Origin of the sequence: Haloarcula halophila, from assembly GCF_029278565.1 — an archaeon.
GTDB lineage: Archaea > Halobacteriota > Halobacteria > Halobacteriales > Haloarculaceae > Haloarcula > Haloarcula halophila.
The window spans coordinates 360250-379557 of sequence record NZ_CP119559.1; the positions used below are offsets into that span (position 1 = coordinate 360250).

The following is a 19308-nucleotide window of genomic DNA, read 5'->3' on the forward strand; positions in this document are numbered from 1 at the left end:
CACCGAGCAATGGGTTCGTGTATCATCTGTGGCACCTCCGTCGAGGGTCACATCTGTGACCTCCACGAGGAGGATGCATTGTTCGAATTCCGCGGGAATCGCCCGGATCAACTGACAGTCGGTCGTTACTATCGCGGCAAAGTGGACGGATTCGCCGAGTTCGGCGTCTTCGTCGATATCGGTGACAGCGTGACCGGTCTCCTCCACCGCAGTGAGCTGGATCGACGGCTCGACTCCCTGGATTGGGAGCCCGGCGACGACGTCTACGTCCAGGTCACCAACGTTCGGGACAACGGCAACGTCGACCTCGGCTGGTCGATCCGACAGGCCGAACGGGAGTTCCGCGGTCATCTCGTCGACGATCCCGACATCGGGCACGCCGTCCTGCTCGAAGAAACAGACGACGGCGAGGAGGCCTCGGCTGAGGGAAATGAAGACGACGGTGGGTCGACCACACAGACGGCCGACGGCGGCGCCACACAGGTCGAAGCGTCCGCTGGCGGTGTAAGCCCCGCCGGGGACGCCGATCGCGTCGCAGGTGCCGGCGGCAGCGTCGGCGAGACGAGCGACGACGACGCGACCGATACCGTCGACGACACGGCGGACGACCGACCGAGCGCGGAAGGTGGGCAAGACGACGAGAGTTCGAACGCCGACGACGATACAGCGGACGAGCCTCCCACAGAGGAAGAGCAGACGGCCGAAGACGACGAGTCCGCCGTCGAGTACGAGGACGCGACCGTCGGCGAGCTATCCGACCGTGTCGGCGACGACATCCGACTCGAAGGGACAGTCGTCGGGATCCGACAGACCTCTGGTCCGACCGTCTTCGAACTGCAGGACTCGACCGGGACCGTCGACTGTGCGGCCTTCGTCGAAGCCGGCGTCCGCGCCTACCCCGAGGTCGAAGAGGGCGACGTGGTCCGACTGGAAGGCGACGTCCGCGAGCGACGCGGTGAACTCCAGGTCGAGACCGAGACGCTGACCGTCCTCGAAGGCGAGGAGCGAGAAGCGGTCGAACAGCGACTGGCCGACGCGCTCGACGACGAGGCACGGCCGGACGCCGTCGAATCCCTGGCCGAAGACGCCGCGATCGCGGCGCTGTCGGGCGAACTCGTCGAGGCCGCGACACAGATCCGCAAGGCGGTCCTCACCGACCGGCCGGTCATCGTCCGTCACGCCAACACGGCCGACGGCTACCTGGCCGGGAGCGCGCTCGAACGCGCGACGCTCCCGCTGGTCCGGGAGCAACACCGCCGTGACGACGCCCAGTACCACTACTTCGACCGCCGGCCCCTGGAGGGCGGCGTCTACGACATGGACGACGCCACCAAGGACACGACGACGATGCTGGACAACCGGGAACGCCACGGCGAGGACCTCCCGTTGTTCGTCTTCGTCGCCGCCGGTGGCACCCGTGAGAGCCTGGACGGGTTCGACCTGCTCGACGTCTATGGCGCACCCAGCATCGTCATCGACGATGTCGATGTCGACGAGACGGTCACCGAAGCCGTCGATGCCGTCGTCGCACCGTCCGTCGTCGACGCCCCCGAGACGACCGCGACCGCGCTGGCTGCCAACGTCGCGGCTCACGTCAACGACGACGTTCGGGCGGACCTGATGCATCTCCCCGCAGTGAGCTTCTGGGAAGGTGCGCCGACTGCCTATCTCGACGCCGCGACCGACGCCGGCTACGACGCCGAGGCGGTCACGCAGCTCCGCGAAGCCGTCGCGCTGGAGGCCCACTACCAGTCCTACGAGGACAAGCGCGAACTGATCACCGACCTCGTGTTCGGCGACGACGAGGACGACGTGGGCGGGCTGGCCGGTCACATCGCCGAGCAGTTCCGCGAGAAGGTCGACGAAGAGGTCTCGACCGCCCGAGTCAACCTCGAACACCGGACCGTCAACGGGGCCGACATCGCGGTGCTCGACACCGACGCCTACGTCCACCAGTACGAGTTCCCGCCCGAGACGCTCCTGCTTGACGAACTCCACCGGGAGATGAGCGAGGACACCGACGCGATCGTCGGGATCGCGACCGATACGCTGTACGTGCGAACCAACGCCGACGTCGACATCCACGACCTGTCGACCGAGATCGGCGAGTGGGTTCCCGAGGGCGGTGTCGCCACCCGGAGCGTCCGCGAGGGATCGATCCGGTTCCTGGCAGGTGCCCGGGACTCGGTGCTCGACGCGACGCTGGATCGACTGACCGACCGGCTTTAGACAGGGCTTTTTCCTCCCGGCCGTTGTCCCCCGAGTATGAGCGACGGCCCCGTCAACGCCGCCGATCTGGAGTGGACCGACTACGACCACGGCGACCGGCAGTTCAAACGCAAACGGCTGGGCGCCGCCGCTGGGGGAGCGAACCTCGGGACCAGTCTCTACGAGATTCCCGCCGGCAAACGGACCTGGCCGCCACACAGCCATTACGGCAACGAAGAAGCGATCTTCGTCCTCGACGGCACCGGGACGCTGTTCCTGGGTATCGACGGCGAGTCCCACCCGCTCGAACCGGGCGATTACGTCGCCCTGCCGACCGGCGAGGAACACACCCACGAGGTCGAGGCAGGCGACGACGGCCTGCGCCTGCTCGTCGTCTCCGAGATGAACGATCCCGACATCACGTACATGCCAGGCCGGGGGGCGGTCCACCTCTTTGCCGGGGCGCCCCCGGGCGGCGATGCCGACGAGCGCGACCTCTCGACGATGCTCGATCTGGACGCGACACTGGACTACTGGGAGGAGTAAACGAACCCAGGTCGGCCGTCTCAGCACCGCATCGGATGGTTCGAGACAAATTCCAACCGTTTCGACTCAGCGGTACCCTTATCCTTCTCTCCCGTGTATCGGAGCGATAGAGCATCCTCCCCCGATGAGATCTCAACTTGTCCCCGCTCGAACGATCGTAATGACCGTGCTCGTAGCGCTTTCGATGGTTGCCGTCTCGGGTCCGGTCGCTGCCGCTCCACAGGTCGGTATCGATGCACCCACCGACGCCGGAACGGTCGCTCCCGGTGAGACGTTTACCGTGACATACGAGCTAACGAACACCGGCAGCGACGATGCCACAGCTGGTCGGCTCGACCTCACGACACCAACCGGAATCAACGTCACGAGCGTCTCCGGTGACGGGATATCGACCCCCAACAGTGATCCACCGGCGGTCTTCTACGGGCTCAACGGACGGATCACACCGGGAGAGACCAAGACGACGACGGTGACGTTCAGCGTCACGTCTGCGGCCCCCGGTGGGGATGTCCAGATCGGCGCTGACGGGTTCTTCAAAGGGACCGCGACCAACGCGTCGGCTTCGACCGCCACCGTGGTCACCGTCGACAAGCCCTCCCCCTTCGAACTGTCGGCCGCTCCGGAGACGGTCAACACGCAAGCCGGAGGGCAGTTCAACGTAACTTACCAGTTCACGAACAACAGGGCAGTACCGGCGTCTTCCGGGGGCATCGAGTTTAACGTCTCTACCAATATCGTCCCACAGACCAGTTACGGCGACGGAATCAAAGCCCTTGATCGGAGCGACCCTGTCGTCTTCTATGGGGTTTCAGGCCCCATCGCCGGCGGATCGACGTTGACGACGACCGTCTCGTACGTCGTCAGAGAGAATACGACAGCCGAAACGGGACAAATCGTCGCTACCGGTTCGATACAGGGTGTGGACGGTTCCGATCGGGCGGTTACGGCAGTGAATATCGAACAGTCTGTTATCGACAGATACGATACGAATGGGGTGCCGGGGATTCAGTTCAGAGAGGTGTTGGCTGCTATCGAAGACTACAATACCTCCGGCGAGATCGGCTTCTCCGACGTTCTCACAGTAATCGCCGAATTTAATTCGTGATGTGAAACCTCGGAGTCACGGCATGGTCTCTCCTCTCCTGAGGGATTATTGATCCCGATCGTACCGAACCACCTCCGATACTCTGGTCGACCCGCTGTAGAGGTGGGATAGCGACACGCTTATTCGATCGAGGCGACGAGAACTGACACTGTGAGTACCGAGAGCGACGACCCCCGCGAGACGGAAGCTTTCCAGCAGGTGTGTGCGGAGTTGGTCGACCGCATCCTCGCCGGCGAGGTCGAACGCGACGACGTCGAGTCCGCGAAGATCGACGTCTGTCGCGAGTACTCGGCGCCGAAGGTCCCGCAGAACTCGGAACTCCTCGATTACGCACCACAGGAACACCGCGATGTGTTAGAGGAAGTCCTCCAGCGAAAGCCAGTCCGGACCGCTTCTGGCGTTTCCCCCATCGCGATCATGACTTCCCCGCACCGGTGTCCACACGGGAAGTGTCTCTACTGTCCCGGCGGGCCGGACTCGGAGTTCTCCTCGGCACAGTCCTACACCGGCCACGAACCGGCCGCCGCTCGGGGCGAGCAAAACGACTACGACCCGTACGGCCAGGTGACGCTGCGCCTGAACCAACTCCGGGAGATCGGCCACCCTGTCGACAAGGCCGAACTCATCATCATGGGCGGGACGATGACCGCCCGCAGTCACGATTACCAGGAGTGGTTCGTCAAGCGGGCCTTAGAGGCGATGAACGACTTCGATCCCGAGGCAGATCCGAACCCGAAAGAGGGCGAGAGCTTCGCACAGGACCCCGAGGAGTACGAGTTCTCGTATCTGGAGGACGTTATCGCGGAGAACGAGACCGCCGACGTCCGGAACGTCGCGACCACCTTCGAGACGAAACCCGACTGGTGTGACCCCGAACAGATCGATCGGATGCTCCGCCTCGGCGGGACGAAAGTCGAAGTCGGCGTCCAGACGACTTTCGAGCGGATCAACCGGGAGATGCACCGTGGTCACGGGGTCCAGGCGTCGATCGACGCCAACCGCCGGCTGCGGGACTCGGCGTTCAAGGTCGGCTTTCACATGATGCCCGGCCAACCGGGGATGTCCAAGGAGATGTGCTTAGAGGACTTCCGCCGGATCTTCGAGGAGTCCCAGTGGCGCCCCGACTACCTCAAGATCTACCCGACGCTGGTCGTCCCCGGCACCGTGACCTACGACTGGTGGAAGCAGAACGACTTCGACCCGCTGGACAACCAGGAGGCCGCCGAACTGGTCGCTGAGATCAAGGACATGATCCCCCGATACACGCGCCTCCAGCGCGTCCAGCGTGACATCCCGGCCGACTTCATCGAGGGCGGCGTCTGGAAGTCCAACCTCCGGCAACTGGCCTGGAACGAGATGGAGGACCACGACTGGAGCTGTGACTGTATCCGCTGTCGGGAGGCCGGTCACAAGGAGGAGACCGCCGAGAACGTCGAACTGGACGTGATGACCTACGAGGCCTGTGGCGGGACGGAGCAGTTCATCTCCTTCGAGGACTTCGAACGGGACGTCCTGGTCGGGTTCTGCCGGCTCCGGTTCCCGAACGACCCCGTCCGACGGGAACTGGAAGACGCCGCGCTCGTCCGGGAACTCCACGTCTACGGCAACGCCGTCGGCGTCGGCCAGGAGGGCGACGACGGGGACCACCAGCACAAGGGGTACGGCCGTCGGCTCCTCCGGAGAGCCGAAGAACTGGCCCGTGACGCCGGCTACTCGAAGCTCGCCGTCATCTCGGGGATCGGCGTCCGCGAGTACTACCGGAACAAGCTGGACTACCAACAGGACGGTCCCTACGTCTCGAAGCGCCTGGACTAGGTCGCCGATAGCAGCCCGTACTTTTCGGCGAGGCCGACGACGCCGAACGCCACAGCACTGAGGCTTCCGGCGACGACGAGCGCGGCATACAACACGCCGGCGACACCCCCCGGGACGGCCGCCAGGCCGGTCAGCGTTGCGAGTCCGATAGCAACGTCACCCAGTGCGCTGCAGTCGTGGAGATCGATCGGCCGTCCGGCGAGCCTACCCCGTCGTCGGGTCGCCGCCAGCGAGAACAGGAGGCCGGCGAGCGCAATCGCTCCAGTGAACGCCGTTCGGCCGGGGGTCGAACTGATCGCCTCGGGGCCGAACACTACGACTAGCATCGCCACCCCGACGAAACAGAGGAGTCCAGCCAGGACGTTCGACCGACTCATATCGGTGGTTCGACCCGCAGTGGCAAGGACGTTCGGCTCGGCGGAGACCCCGCCACGTCTGCCGTCGCACAGCGATACCCACGGCGTTTTGTCCGTCGTTACCGTACCACCCCTATGGTTCGTCGACTCCGGGACGGCGTCTGGCTACTGGAACTCGGGCTCGTGCCGCCGTTGGCGTCGAACGCCTACCTCGTCGACGGCCGCAAGCTCGGCGGGTCCGACGACGCGATCACGCTCGTCGACACGGGGCTGTGGTGGAACGAGCCGACCATCGTCGACGAACTCGGCGGGCTAAGGGTTCGGCCGGGCGATCTCGACCGCGTGCTGGTGACCCACTACGACCTCGACCACGTGGGCGGGCTCAACCGCCTCGTCCCCGAGTTCGACGGCCCGGTCGGCGTCGGAAGCGACGACCTGGCGCTGCTTGAGGGGCGAACCGATCCCCCCGTTTTCCACCACAAGGGACTGTTCCACCGTCTGAGCCGTCGGCTGTTCCCGCTTCCCGATCTGGACGTCGAACCGCTCGCCGATGGTGACACCGTCGGCGGGTTCCGCGTCTATCACACGCCGGGACACAACCCCGGACACGTCGTCTACTACCACGAAGCTGCGTCGACGGCCTTCCTCGGGGATCTCGTCTGGGGCGAGGACGGCGGGTTGACGACACCCTTTTGGGGGGACTCCTACGACATGGACGAGTTACGGGACAGCGTCGTGGCGTTGGCCGCCACACTCCCGGCGTTCGATATCGCGGCGATGGGCCACGGCGACCCGATCACCGCTGACGGCAGCGACGCACTCAAACGGTTGGCGGCGTCGCTCTGATCCGTGCCGTGGTTATTTACTCGCGCCGTCCTTCGGTTCCGATATGGCGACGACGCTGGCTGTGGTCGGTGCCGGGGCGGCCGGCGCAGCGGCCACCTACGCACTCCGTGACACTCCGGTTGAGGTCACCGTCTTCGAGAAGAGCCGCGGCGTCTGTGGCCGAGCGGCCACCCGCCGGAAGGAGGACTGCACTTACGAGTACGGCGCCAACTACCTGAAGGCCGACGACGAGCGCGTCACCGAACTGGTCACCGAACGGCTCCCGACTGAGGGGCTGATCGACGTCGAGGAGCCGGTCTACGCCTTCGAGCGGACCGGCGGTATCGACGAAGGCCGGGACGCCGACGACCACAAGTGGACCTACGAGTCGGGGATCACCCAACTGGCGAAACGGCTGTTCGGGGCGACAGAGGCGACCGTCCACAACGGCGTTCGCGTCGAGACGCTACGCCGACTCGACGACGGCTGGTCGCTCGTCGACGCCGAGGGGACGGCGCTCGGGAAGTTCGACGCCGTCTTGCTCACGCCGCCGGCGCCACAGACGGCCGATCTCCTCGGGCAGGCCACCTGGGAACACGACGACCGGCGCGCGCTCAGACGGGCGATCGCGTCGGTCCCCTACCGGACGGTCGTGGCCGGCGTCTTGCACTACCCCTTCGAGGTAGACCGCCCGTGGTACGGCGCGGTCAACACCGACAAGGACCACGACATCGGCTGGATCGCACGCGAGGAGTGCAAGCCCGGCCACGTCCCGGACGGCGAATCGCTCCTCCTGGTCCAGATGAACGAACCGTGGTCGGTCGCGAACTACGACGAACGACCCGAGCGGATGCTCTCGGAGATCGCCGAGCGGACCGCTCACTTACTCGACGACGAGCGGCTGACGGACCCTGACTGGACGGACTACCAGCACTGGCGCTACTCCCAGCCCGAGGAGCAGGTCGATACCGAGGCACTCTCGATCGCTGAGGGCCACGACCTCTACTTCGCCGGCGACTGGGTCGCCGACGAGGCGCGGCTCCACACCGCAGTCCGGAGCGGACTGGAGACCGGGGACCGTATCGGCGACTCCATCTGAGGCGTTCAGTCTCCATCCATCGGCGTATCGAAGTAGCCGAGGATATCCAGGATAGCACCCATGAGGAAACTGATGACGGCGATGACTAAGACGAAGGCAGTAAGCAGGTTCGACACGGGAGCCTGAAGCAGGAACTGGAACGCGGCGATGAACAGGCAGGTGACCAGCCCGACGACCAGCAGGAACGACCCTGCATTAGGGTCCTCCCCGGTGAGGAACGCGAGACCGGTGAGAAAGGTCGATGACCGTGGCTCCTCGTCGACGGTATCGGTCGTCATCCGCTCTCCCGCCCGGTCGGGGCGCTGGCGGCTTTCTGTATCGTCTGAACCAGGTGCGAGATCCAGATACCGGCCGTAAGTCCAAACAGGGCTGCGACGGTGACGGCTTTGATCAGCGTCCCCAGCGGTGCGATTGCCGCAACGAGACACAGCGCCCCGAAGAGGAACATTAGTCCGTACTGGATTCGAGTATCGAGGTCGATGTCGCCGAGTTTGTCCGGAACTGTCGCGCTCATGAATCGAACTACCGGCTCCCAGTCTGTCGGTGTGACTCGCTGGTGTAACGCATCTAGTTACTCCTGGGACTCCTGAAGTGTCTGTCGCAGTTCGCCCAGTCTGCGGTAGACGGCCAGCCCGAGGATCGTCGCCGGCCAGAGGCCGACAAACTGCCCGCGTTGTTTGTCTCCACGGACGTAGTAGTAGTACAGAGCCAGAGCGACCGAGACAAGCGATGCAATCCCGGCTACGCCCATGTCAGTCCTCCGCGGTTCCGCAGGGAGTTCGTCAGTTGAGTCGTCCACGTCTAACTGTCGGACCCTGTCTATATACGCCTTGGTGTGGCAACAAGTCGGCACCGCTCGTTCGAAGGTGGCGCTTCCACAGCCCCAACAACTCCCGGTTGTGGATGCCATCCGTTGACTCCCGGTTACGCCCGTTCTCGATAACGACCGTTGGCAATCACGGCCTGACACGTCGGATCTGTGCGACCGGACACAGTACTCACCCGTCGCTCGGTCCAGCCGTCCCGATAGGCATTTCAGCGGGGACCGACAGCCACCGACATGGACACGAAACGGGAGATGACCAGCGTCGACCTGGCGGCGCTGTCGGGCGAGCTCGCCGATTACGCCGGCGCGAAACTCGACAAGGCCTATCTCTACACCGACGACGACCTGGTCAGACTGAAACTGCGTGACTTCGACCGCGGACGGGTCGAGTTTATCATCGAGTTCGGGGACGTGATGCGGGCCCACGTCGCCGCGGCCGAACACGTCCCGGACGCCCCCGGACGACCGCCGGACTTCGCGATGATGCTCCGGAACCGGCTCTCGGGAGCCGACCTCGTCCGCATCGAGCAGTTCGAGTTCGACCGTATCCTCGAACTGGAGTTCGACCGGGAGGACGGCTCGACGACCGTCATCGCGGAGCTGTTCGGCGACGGCAACGTCGTGGTGCTGGACGAACACGGCGACGTCGTCGACTGTCTGGAGACCGTCCGCCTGAAGTCCCGGACCGTCGCACCGGGGGCACCCTACGAGTTCCCCTCGGCACGGTTCAATCCCCTGACAGTCGACTACGACCGGTTCGTCGCGCGTATCGAGTCCTCGGACGCGGACCTCGTGCGGACGCTGGCGACCCAGCTCAACTTCGGTGGCCTCTACGGCGAGGAACTGTGTACGCGGGCCGACATCGACTACAACGTCCAGGTGGAGGAACTCACCGAGGACCAGTTCCGGCGGCTCTACGACATCGTCGACGACCTGGCGACCCGCCTTCGAGAAGGCGATCTCGACCCCCGGGTCTACTACGAGGGTGAGGGAGACGACCGACAGCCGGTCGACGCGACCCCAGTGCCGCTGGAGGAGTACGAGGAACTGTACAGCGAGTCATTCGGGGAGTTCAACGCGGCGCTGGACGACTACTTCTTCAACGTCCAGCGGGAGGACGAAGTCGAGGGCGGCGAGACGCAGCGACCGGACTTCGAGGCCGAGATCAACAAGTACGAACACATCATCAGACAGCAACAGGAGGCCATCGAGGACTTCGAGGCCGACGCCGAAGCCGAACGGGAGAAGGCCGAACTGCTCTACGCTCGGTACGACCTGATCGACGAGGTCATCTCGACGGTCCAGGCCGCACGGGAAGACGACGTGGCCTGGGACGAGATCGAGGCGACGTTCGCGGAGGGTGCAGACAGGGGGATCGAAGCCGCCGAGTCGGTCGTCGGTGTCGACGGCAGCGAGGGGACGGTCACGCTGGAGATCGACGGCACCCGCGTCACCGTCGACGCTTCGATGGGCGTCGAGAAGAACGCCGATCGACTGTACACCGAGGCCAAACGCATCGAGGAGAAGAAAGAGGGCGCGCTCGCGGCTATCGAGGACACGCGCGAGGACCTGGCCGAAGTCGAGGACCGCCGCGACGCCTGGGAGGCCGACGATACCGACGAGACAGTCGAGGACGAGGACGACGACGAACCGACCGACTGGCTCGCCGAGCCGTCGATCCCGATCCGGAACACCGAACAGTGGTACGAGCAGTTCCGGTGGTTCCACACGTCGGACGGCTACCTCGTCATCGGCGGCCGGGACGCCGACGACAACGAGGAACTGGTGAAGAAGTACCTCGAACGCGGTGACAAGTTCTTCCACGCACAGGCCCACGGCGGGCCGGTGACGGTCCTGAAGGCGACCGGTCCCAGCGAGCCGGCAAAGGAGGTCGAGTTCCCGGAGTCGTCGCTGGAGCAGGCCGCGCAGTTCGCGGTCTCCTACTCCTCGGTCTGGAAGGACGGCAAATACGCCGGCGACGTCTACATGGTCGACCCCGATCAGGTGTCGAAGACGCCCGAAAGCGGCGAATACTTGGAGAAGGGTGGGTTCGCGATTCGTGGGGATCGGACCTACTTCGAGGACACCGAGGTCGGCGTCGCCGTCGGTATCACCTGCGAGGACGTGACGCAGGTGATCGGTGGACCGCCGGCGGCGATCGCACCCCAGACCGCGAGTAGCATCACCGTCGAACCGGGCCAGTACGCCCAAAACGACATCGCCAAGCGACTCTACCGTGAGTTCAAGTCCCGCTTCACCGACGAGACGTTCGTCCGGAAGGTCGCCAGCCCGGACCGGATCCAGGAGTTCCTGCCACCGGGCGGGAGCCGAATGGTCGACGAGTGAGCGCAGGCGTTCGGTTTCGGCCCGATCGGTACTGGTATGCTACCGAATAGCACGTCTCACGCACGTTCATATACTTGTTGGTCGTAGTATAACTCGGAGATTCCGTCGACGCTCGACGTGGTACTGACCCGAAAGCGCCGCGGACGTCCACCAGGAAAGCACAAATGTTCAAAGAAGCACTAACCTATCCGCGCGAGAGCGACGACGTACTGAAGACGACGGTCATCGGCGGCGTGTTGCTGTTCTTCAGCTTCCTGCTGGTCCCGTTGTTCGTTGTGGTCGGCTACCTCCTGAACGTCCTCCGGTCGGTCATGGACGGCGACGAGGAACTGCCGGTGTTCGAAGACTGGGGTGCCCTCGCGGTTGACGGGCTGAAGGCCTCGGTCATCGGGTTCGTCTACTCGCTCGTCCCGGCGTCGATCGCCGTCGTCGCGGTGCTGGGCGGAATCATGTCGCTCGGACTCGGGAACGGCAGCGCAGGCAGTGGCCTCGTGGCCTCCCTGATCGCGCTGGTCGCGGTCCTGGCCATCGCCGCCGTCTCGCTCGCGATCGCCTACGTCCTCCCGGCGGCTATCGTGGCCTACGTTCGGACCGACAGCATGAGTGCGGCGTTCTCGGTCCCCGAGATCCGCCGGCTGGCCTTCAGCCGGACCTACGCCACTGGCTGGGCCGTCGCATTCGGGATCAGTCTACTCAGTGGTGTCGTCATCGGCCTGCTCAACGCCGTCGTCATCGGCGCCGTGTTAGCCCCCTTCGTGACCTTCTACGCGAACGTCGCGGGGGCTCACGCTATCGCCAGCGCGGTCCGCGAGATGCCCGCCGTCGCGGAGTCGCCCGAGACCCCCGCCGGCCAGCCGATGGCCTGAACGGTCACCCACACCAGTTTTACGCTCCTTCACTTCTGCCCCAGAATAGCAGGGCACTTGTGTCCCTACGGCGGAGACTCACCCATGCAGATCAAGAGCCGGGAGGCCACCGGCGAGGGTCGCGAGCGCGTCGAGGTGGTCCCCGAGACGCTCGACGACCTCTGGCATCTCTCGTATATCGTCGAGCCCGGCGACCACGTCTCCGGGGATACGACGCGGCGCATCCAGCGCAACGACGACAACCTCCGCGACAAAGGCGGCGAGCGCGAACACATGTGGCTGAAGATCGAGGTCACCGACGTCGAGTTCGCGAAGTTCGCGAACCGACTGCGGGTCGGCGGCGAGATCGTCGACTGCTCGCGCGAGGACCAACTGGGTTTTCACCACACACTCAACGTCGAGGAACACACCGAACTGGAGATCGAGAAGCACTGGAAGCCGGACCAGAACGACCGCTTGGAGGAGGCCGTCGAGTCGACGGACAACCCCGACGTGGCGATCGCGACCGTCGAGGAGGGGGAAGCACACGTCCACACGGTCGCTCAGTACGGCACCGAGGAACGGGCTTCGATCACCTCGACGACGGGGAAAGGCGACTACGCCCGCCCGCGGACCGAACTGTTCGCGGAACTGGCCGACGTGTTGAAACGCCAGGACGTCGACGCGTACATCTTGGCCGGTCCGGGCTTTACCAAACAGGACGCGCTGGACTACTTCGCCGAGGAGATCCCCGAGGTCGCCGAACAGATCACCGTCGTCGACACGGCGAGTGTCGGTGACCGCGGGGTTCACGAGGTACTCAAACGCGGTGCCGTCGAGGACGTCCAGCAACAGACCCGCATCGCCGAGGAAGCGGACCTCATCGACGAACTGATGGAACGGATCGGGCAGGGAAGCGAAGTCGCCTACGGCCCCGAGGAGGTCGCGAAGGCGGCCGACTACGGCGCCATCGAGACGCTCCTGGTGCTCGACGAACGACTCAGGGCCGAACGGGCCGGCGAGGGCGAGTGGGACGTAGACGTCGACCACCTCATCGAGACCACCGAACAGAAGGGCGGCTCGGTGACGGTGTTCTCCGCGGAGTTCGCACCAGGCCAGCAGCTGTCGAACCTCGGCGGGATCGCCGCGTTGCTCCGGTATCGGCTCGACTGACGGCAGTCGCAGTCCCAGTTATCGATTCGGATATTCGCCCGAAACGGTTTTTTATACGGCTGCCCTCGTTCTGATACTACCCAGCCGCCGGAGCTAGTAGGATGTCATTCGAGGAGCAACCAGATTTCGCACGACAGGTCGCCGATCTGAACAAATACGGTCAGGCGCTCAACCGCTGCGAGACCGTCGAGGAGGTCGTTTCGCTGACGCTCGAAGCGATGTCACTGCTCTTCGATCTCTCCTACTCGACGTTCGTAGAAGCTCGTGACGGCGAACTCCGGGTCGTCCACAGTACGAATCCACAGTTCACGCCGGGGGATCAGCCGAGCGAGACCGCCCAGCGTGCCCTTGAGTCCGGTGAGACGATCGTCGAAACCGGTGTTTCCGCCGGCGTAGCCGACCACTCGGACGTCACTGCGACGCTTGCGGTCCCGGCCCAGATGGCAGACGAAGTCGCTGCGGTATTGGTCGCCCGGTCGACCTCGGAGAACGCCTTCGGCGACGAACACAGCCGCCCTCTCGAAATCCTGGCTTCCCACGCGGCGACGGCGATCAGCAACATCCGGTCGCGCGAGCGACTCGAACGTGCCCGCCAGGACTTAGAGACGCGAAAGGAGATGATCGAGTTGTACGACCGACTGCTCCGTCACGACCTCGGCAACGATCTCCAGATCATCACGGGGTTTGCCGACGCAGTCGAGGCCCAGGTCGACGGGCAGACTGCCGAGTACGCCGGCAAGATACAACGGGCCGCCCGCAACTCCGCGGACCTCATCAAGCGGGTCGGCGATCTCGTCTCGACGCTCGAACAACAGGACGAACCGGAGCCCCGCGACCTCGAGGCGATCCTCGCGGCGACCGTCTCCCAGGCAGAGGACACCCACGGTGGGCTCTCGATCGAGTTCGATCCCGCGGAGTTCGAACATCGTGTCTACGGCGGTGAACTGCTCGACTCCGTGTTCACGAACCTGATCTCGAACGCAGCCGTCCACAACGACGGCGACGTGTTCGTCGAGCTAGCTGCCGCGACGCCGACGCCGGACGAAGTCGTCGTCCGCGTGGCCGACGACGGGCGCGGTATCGATCCGGAGATCCGGGAAGACCTCTTCGAGATGGGTGCGAAAGGCCCCGAAAGCAACGGGAGCGGGTTCGGACTCGGGTTCGTCCGGGCGCTCACCGAGTCCTACGGCGGCAGTGTCACCGTCGCCGAGAGCGGGCACGGCGGCGCGGAGTTTCGCGTCACGCTCCAGCGCGTCTAAGCGTCGTCGACACGGACCGTCAGGCCGTCCTCAGCGAACGCTACCTGTCCGTCGTAGTGATCCGCCAGGGACGACAGCATCTCCTCGTGGCGCCCCTCCGTGTGTGGATAGAGGTGCGTCAGGTAGACTCGGCCGATGTCCGCATCAGCGGCGGCCAAGGCCTGGCCGAGTGTCGTCGGCGTCGGGTGGTTGGAGACGTCGACGTCGTCGGGGAACGAGCAGTCGTGGACCAGAACGGCCGCCCCGTCTGCGAACTCGATCAACTCCGAGTCGGCCTCGGTGTCGCCGCTCAGGACGACGCTCGGACCACCAGTCGCGGGCCGAAGCCGGTAGGCGAAACACTGCATCGAGTGCTGGCCCTCCCTCGACTCGACGGAGAAGCCCGCGAGGTCGAACGCACCCGGTGTCCGATCCCGCAGCATCAGGTCGAGTCGGTCCTGCATGTAGTCGTGGACCGCGAGCGTCTCCTCGACGAGCGCGCTCGTTCCGGGCGGGCCGACGACCGTCAGGGTCGTCTCCCCGGCGAGCCAGCGGGCCTTCATCAGGACGGCCAGATCGCTCACGTGGTCCAGATGATGGTGGGTCAACAGCACCGTGTCGACGCCCTCGTACCCGGTAGCTGTACGGGCCAGCGCGTTCAGGACACCGCTCCCGCAATCGACGAGCAGCGTGTTGTCGCCGTCCTGAAGCAGATAGCCGGACTGTGCGCGTGTCCCCGTCGGCATCGCACTCCCCGTACCGAGAACCGTCAGTTGCATAGCCGAACCAGGACGCCCCAGCCCCTAAGCAGTTACTTCGTGATCGCCAGCGGGGACGGCGGACCGAAAATATGGGTCAGGGGGGGTTAGGGGGGATGGAGGTGTGTGGAGGGCGGGGTGGGCGGCGTCGGAGCCCAATTCAGGGCCGCGTCAGCGGAGGGGGGGTGGCGGCTAGCCGTCGTCGGGGACCGGCGGGACAGGGCAGGCCCGGGACCGGATCGCCCGTCGACGGTGCAAGTGTGCCTACAGGTGCGACGGTTATAACCCCGGTCTATGCTCAAAACGGCGTTTTAGCGTCAGACCCGCTCGCCGTAGGCCCAGGCCACGGTGACGATAGCCAGGACGAGCAGTCCCCCGAGAAAGAAGGCCAGTCCCGGCGAGAGCGACAGGGCCGTTCCGCCGTCCGAGGCGGCCGTCCGGGCGACTTCGGTCGCGGCGTCGAGTTGGTACTCGGCGGGGGTTCCAGTCGCCTCGGGCGTCGCCGTCTCCGTCGCCTCGGCGATACTGATCCCACCACCGCCGTCGCCAGCGGTCGTCTGTGGTTCCGCAGTCGTGGCAGGTGTCGGTTCCTCCTGGATCGTGACGTTTCCACCGGAGTCCGACGAGTCAGTCCCCTGACTTCTGAGGTCGACGCCGCCACCGTCACCACCCGACTGGCTGCCGGCGTCACCGCTGGACTGTGGCCCGGCGTCCTCACCACCGCTGCTGGACAGCCCGAACGGGAGCGGGAAGTTACCCAGTAGCAACTCGATGACGAAACTGGTGGCGGTGAGCAGTCCGACGACGGGGACGAGGCGCTTGACGAGCGAGCGCAGCGAGCGTTTCCGCTCGCGCGTGCCGACGAACAGGACGAGCGGGTCCTCGGGCGGTTCGTACACCTTCATCTCCTGGCCCTTCTCCGAGTAGCGTGTCCCAGCGACAGTGATCAGCTCTTCCTCTTCGAGTTTCTCCAGGTGGTAGGAGACCTTCTGGATCGACATCCCGAGCCGGTCGGCCAGCTCCGACGGCGTGCCCGGGTCCTCGTAAACCGTATTGAGGATCTCGCGTGCCGTGTCCGAAGAGAGCGCGTCGAGGACGGCGGAGACGTCTTCGTCGACACCGACGATCTCCAGCTCCCCCTCTTGGGACGTACTGGCGTCGGGGCCTCTGGAGGGCAACAGCGACATATTCCGGTGTACCACGTTCCAGCGTAATGAATCTCGTGATAACTCCAATCTCGGTTTCACCGTCGGCCCGAACGGTGAAACCCCGCTGGAGCGTTCGCCGGCACGGGGTTTCGGCCCAGGCGGTCGAACACCGTGCCCCCGGGAGTGTGGTCGGCCGGCCGCGCCGGAACCCACTTGATGCCCCAGTCCTACCGTCGGGTAATGGGAGGACGCGAGCGGCTGGCAGCACTCGATCCGTCGTTCGACGCCGGGACGGTCGACATCGACGACGCCGACGTGCTCGACTTGCTCGATCCGGTCGTCCAGGAGTGGTGGGTCGAGCAGTTCGGCGAGTTCGTCCCCGGGAACGGCGGCTTCTTCACGCCGCCACAGAAGGAGGCGATCCCGCTGATCCACCGCGGGGAGAACGCCCTGATCTGTGCGCCCACGGGATCGGGGAAGACTCTGGCGTCGTTTACCGGGATCATCAACGAACTGTTCGGGAAGGCCCGCGCCGACGAACTGGACAACTCCGTCTACTGTCTGTACGTCTCGCCGCTGAAGTCGCTGGCCAACGATATCCACCGGAACCTGGGGGTGCCGCTGTCGGGCATCTCCGGGAAACTCGACGAGCGCGGCGAGGACGTGGAGCTGCGTCACGCGATCAGACACGGGGACACCAGCGACAGCGAACGACAGGCGATGCTGGAGACGACGCCTCACATCCTCAACACGACCCCGGAGACGCTCGCGATCCTCCTCAACTCGCCGAAGTTCAAGGAGAAACTCCGGACCGTCGAGTACGTCATCGTCGACGAGATCCACAGCCTCGCCGAGAACAAACGGGGGACCCACCTCTCTGTCTCGCTGGAACGGCTGGAGGCGATGGCCGAGGGTTCGCCGACCCGGATCGGCTGCTCGGCGACCGTCGAACCGCTCGATACCGTCGCGGAGTTCCTGGTCGGCGGCGAGTACGACCCCGAAACCGGCGCGTACGACTCCCGGGACTACGAGATCGTCGACACCCGCTTCGCCCGGGAGTTCGACGTCGAACTCTCCTGTCCGACCGACGACCTCATCAACACTCCACAGGAGGTCGTCACCGAGCGGTTCTACGGCGAACTCCACGAACTGATACGGGACCACACCAACACGCTCGTGTTCACGAACACCCGCTCGGGCGCCGAACGAGTCCTCAAGCGGCTCCGTGAACGGTTCGACGCCTACGACGAGGGAAACTCCGGCTGTCACCACGGGTCGCTCTCGAAGGAGAAACGCCAGGAGATCGAGGGTGCGTTGAAAGCCGGCGATCTGGACGTGGTGACGACCTCGACGAGTCTAGAGTTGGGTATCGACATGCCCCACCTCGATCTGGTCGTCCAGGTCGGCTCGCCCAAGTCGGTCGCCGCCCTGCTCCAGCGGATCGGCCGCGCAGGCCACCAGCTCGGCGAGACTGTCGAGGGGCGGGTCGTCGCACTCGACCGTGACGAACTGATCGAGTGTGCCGTGATGCTCAAGAAGGCCCACGAAGGGTTCGTCGACCGTGTGTTCGTCCCCGAGAACGCCCAGGACGTGGCGACCCAACACGTCTACGGGATGGCGATCAACCGGGTCCGGCCCGAACGGGAGGTCAGATCGATCCTCCAGCGGGCTTACCCCTACCGGGGCTACACCGACGAGCAGTGGGAGCAACTGCTGCGGTACCTCACGGCGGACTACGACGGGATGGAGGACAAGAACGTCTACGCGAAGGTCTGGCGGGACACCAACGACCCGCCCGACGGGGAGTACCACTACGACGAGTACGACGTGGGCGAACCCCTGATGGGCAAGCGTGGCCGGATGGCGCGGGTCATCTACATGACCAACATCGGCACGATCCCTGACTCGTTCACGTGTGACGTGTTCACTCGGGCCGGGGACAGCTGGGTCGGCCAACTCGACGAGGAGTATCTGGACACGTTAGAGAAAGGTGACGTGTTCGTGCTGGGCGGAGACAACTACGAGTACCGCTACCGCCGCGGATCGAAGGTCTACGTCGATCCGACCGCCGCCCGGCCGACGGTCCCGTCGTGGTTCTCCGAGCGACTGCCGCTGTCGTACGACCTCGGCCGGGAGATACTGACCTTCCAGCGGGACCTCCTGGGCAGACTCGAACGCGGCGGGATGCCCGAGGTCCGTAACTGGCTCCGTGAGTACCCTCTCGACGAGCACAGCGTCCGCGCCGTCGCACGGATGTTCCGCGAGCAGGTCGCCTACGCCGGCAGCGAGAGCGTCTCGACGGACGAACGGCTGGTCGTCGAGGAGGAACTCGACAAGGGCGAGTACGAACGCCGGTACTACGTCCACTCGAACTACGGCCGGCGGTTCAACGACGGCTTCTCACGCCTGCTGGCCTATCACGTCGCACAGACGGCAAACGCCAACGTCCAGGTGGCGGTCGCCGACAACGGCTTCACGCTCTCGATGCCCCTGAACAGGAAAGTCGACATCGAGGGAGTGATCCGCGAGATAGACCCGACGGCGATCCGTACGGACTTACGGGCCAGCCTCGACGGGACCGACCTCCTCCAGCGGTACTTCCGGATCAACGCCACCCGCTCGCTGATGATCCTCAAGCGGTACAAGGGCTACGAGAAGTCCGCCAGCGAACAGCAGGTCTCCGCGGAGATGCTGCTTTCGTTCGCCCAGGAGTTGGGCGAGTTCGCCGTCGTCGAGGAGACCTACCGCGAGATCCTGGAGGACAAACTCAACGTCAGCGGGATCGAGGCGGTCCTGACGGATATCGATCGGGGGGCGATCGAGGTGGTCGCCACCCGGGTCGACTCACCGACACCGAGGGCGTTCGGCCTGGCGACGCTGATGGCCAGCGACGTGGTCCTCGCCGAGGACGAGTCGGCGGTCCTCCAGGAGTTCCACCAGCGCGTCCTCGACGAGATCGACGGCGAGGGTGCCGTCGCGACCGACGGGTGAGCGGGAGGGTCGAGCGGGGTGCTGACACG

General features: G+C 65.1%; 17 protein-coding genes. 11 read left to right on the forward strand and 6 right to left on the reverse strand.

Annotated elements, in window-relative coordinates:
* Positions 1-9: 9 nt before the first annotated feature.
* The 4 genes from P0204_RS01870 to P0204_RS01885 all read left to right on the forward strand — a co-directional run bounded on the left by P0204_RS01870 (position 10) and on the right by P0204_RS01885 (position 5674).
* The gene (locus P0204_RS01870; RefSeq protein WP_276221217.1) at positions 10-2229 is read left to right on the forward strand and encodes an OB-fold nucleic acid binding domain-containing protein; all 2220 of its coding nucleotides are present in this window, start codon (positions 10-12) and stop codon (positions 2227-2229) included.
* 36 nt (positions 2230-2265) lie between these two features.
* Complete coding sequence (locus P0204_RS01875) at positions 2266-2754, forward strand: cupin domain-containing protein (protein WP_276221218.1); 489 nt, start codon at positions 2266-2268, stop codon at positions 2752-2754.
* A gap of 160 nt (positions 2755-2914) precedes the next feature.
* The gene (locus tag P0204_RS01880) at positions 2915-3859 is read left to right on the forward strand and encodes a COG1361 family protein (RefSeq protein ID WP_276221219.1); all 945 of its coding nucleotides are present in this window, start codon (positions 2915-2917) and stop codon (positions 3857-3859) included.
* A gap of 150 nt (positions 3860-4009) precedes the next feature.
* Positions 4010-5674 (forward strand): tRNA uridine(34) 5-carboxymethylaminomethyl modification radical SAM/GNAT enzyme Elp3, encoded by a 1665-nt coding sequence (locus tag P0204_RS01885; RefSeq protein ID WP_276221220.1) that lies wholly within the window; start codon positions 4010-4012, stop codon positions 5672-5674.
* On the opposite strand, the gene P0204_RS01890 is transcribed toward P0204_RS01885, so the two are convergent.
* Complete coding sequence (locus tag P0204_RS01890; RefSeq protein ID WP_276221221.1) at positions 5671-6051, reverse strand: DUF7994 family protein; 381 nt, start codon at positions 6049-6051, stop codon at positions 5671-5673. The genes P0204_RS01885 and P0204_RS01890 overlap by 4 nt on opposite strands.
* 114 nt (positions 6052-6165) lie before the next feature.
* On the opposite strand from P0204_RS01890, the gene P0204_RS01895 reads away from it, so the two are divergent.
* Both P0204_RS01895 and P0204_RS01900 read left to right on the forward strand, forming a co-directional pair.
* Complete coding sequence (locus tag P0204_RS01895; protein ID WP_276221222.1) at positions 6166-6876, forward strand: MBL fold metallo-hydrolase; 711 nt, start codon at positions 6166-6168, stop codon at positions 6874-6876.
* A gap of 43 nt (positions 6877-6919) precedes the next feature.
* On the forward strand, positions 6920-7954 hold the full coding sequence (locus P0204_RS01900; protein ID WP_276221223.1) for an NAD(P)/FAD-dependent oxidoreductase: 1035 nt from the start codon (positions 6920-6922) through the stop codon (positions 7952-7954).
* A gap of 5 nt (positions 7955-7959) precedes the next feature.
* On the opposite strand, the gene P0204_RS01905 is transcribed toward P0204_RS01900, so the two are convergent.
* Genes P0204_RS01905 through P0204_RS01915 form a run of 3 tightly spaced genes read right to left on the reverse strand, consistent with a single transcriptional unit; the run spans position 7960 to position 8705 of the window.
* Complete coding sequence (locus P0204_RS01905; RefSeq protein ID WP_276221224.1) at positions 7960-8232, reverse strand: hypothetical protein; 273 nt, start codon at positions 8230-8232, stop codon at positions 7960-7962.
* Entirely contained in the window at positions 8229-8468 is a 240-nt protein-coding gene (locus P0204_RS01910; RefSeq protein WP_276221225.1) for a hypothetical protein, read from the reverse strand. The genes P0204_RS01905 and P0204_RS01910 overlap by 4 nt, the downstream gene beginning before the upstream one ends.
* Before the next feature lie 57 nt (positions 8469-8525).
* Positions 8526-8705: a hypothetical protein gene (locus tag P0204_RS01915; protein ID WP_276221226.1), complete on the reverse strand. Its 180-nt coding sequence runs from the start codon at positions 8703-8705 to the stop codon at positions 8526-8528.
* A gap of 309 nt (positions 8706-9014) precedes the next feature.
* Between P0204_RS01915 and rqcH the strand changes: the two genes are divergently transcribed.
* The 4 genes from rqcH (at position 9015) to P0204_RS01935 (ending at position 14403) form a co-directional block, all read left to right on the forward strand.
* On the forward strand, positions 9015-11126 hold the full coding sequence (gene rqcH / locus P0204_RS01920; RefSeq protein WP_276221227.1) for a ribosome rescue protein RqcH: 2112 nt from the start codon (positions 9015-9017) through the stop codon (positions 11124-11126).
* A 164-nt stretch (positions 11127-11290) separates the two neighbouring features.
* Entirely contained in the window at positions 11291-11992 is a 702-nt protein-coding gene (locus P0204_RS01925) for a DUF4013 domain-containing protein (protein WP_276221228.1), read from the forward strand.
* Between the two features lie 84 nt (positions 11993-12076).
* Complete coding sequence (locus P0204_RS01930; RefSeq protein ID WP_276221229.1) at positions 12077-13144, forward strand: mRNA surveillance protein pelota; 1068 nt, start codon at positions 12077-12079, stop codon at positions 13142-13144.
* A gap of 101 nt (positions 13145-13245) precedes the next feature.
* On the forward strand, positions 13246-14403 hold the full coding sequence (locus P0204_RS01935) for a sensor histidine kinase (RefSeq protein ID WP_276221230.1): 1158 nt from the start codon (positions 13246-13248) through the stop codon (positions 14401-14403).
* Here the strand turns inward: P0204_RS01935 and P0204_RS01940 are convergent.
* Both P0204_RS01940 and P0204_RS01945 read right to left on the reverse strand, forming a co-directional pair.
* Positions 14400-15161, reverse strand: a complete 762-nt coding sequence (locus P0204_RS01940) for an MBL fold metallo-hydrolase (protein WP_276221231.1) — start codon at positions 15159-15161, stop codon at positions 14400-14402. The two genes, P0204_RS01935 and P0204_RS01940, sit on opposite strands and share 4 nt — an antisense overlap.
* Positions 15162-15457: 296 nt before the next feature.
* Entirely contained in the window at positions 15458-16327 is an 870-nt protein-coding gene (locus P0204_RS01945) for an ArsR/SmtB family transcription factor (RefSeq protein WP_276221232.1), read from the reverse strand.
* Positions 16328-16528: 201 nt separating this feature from the next.
* Here P0204_RS01945 and P0204_RS01950 point away from each other — a divergent pair, with 201 nt between their 5' ends.
* A complete protein-coding gene (locus P0204_RS01950; RefSeq protein WP_276221233.1) occupies positions 16529-19279 on the forward strand; it encodes an ATP-dependent helicase in 2751 nt (916 codons plus the stop codon).
* Positions 19280-19308 lie beyond the last annotated feature (29 nt).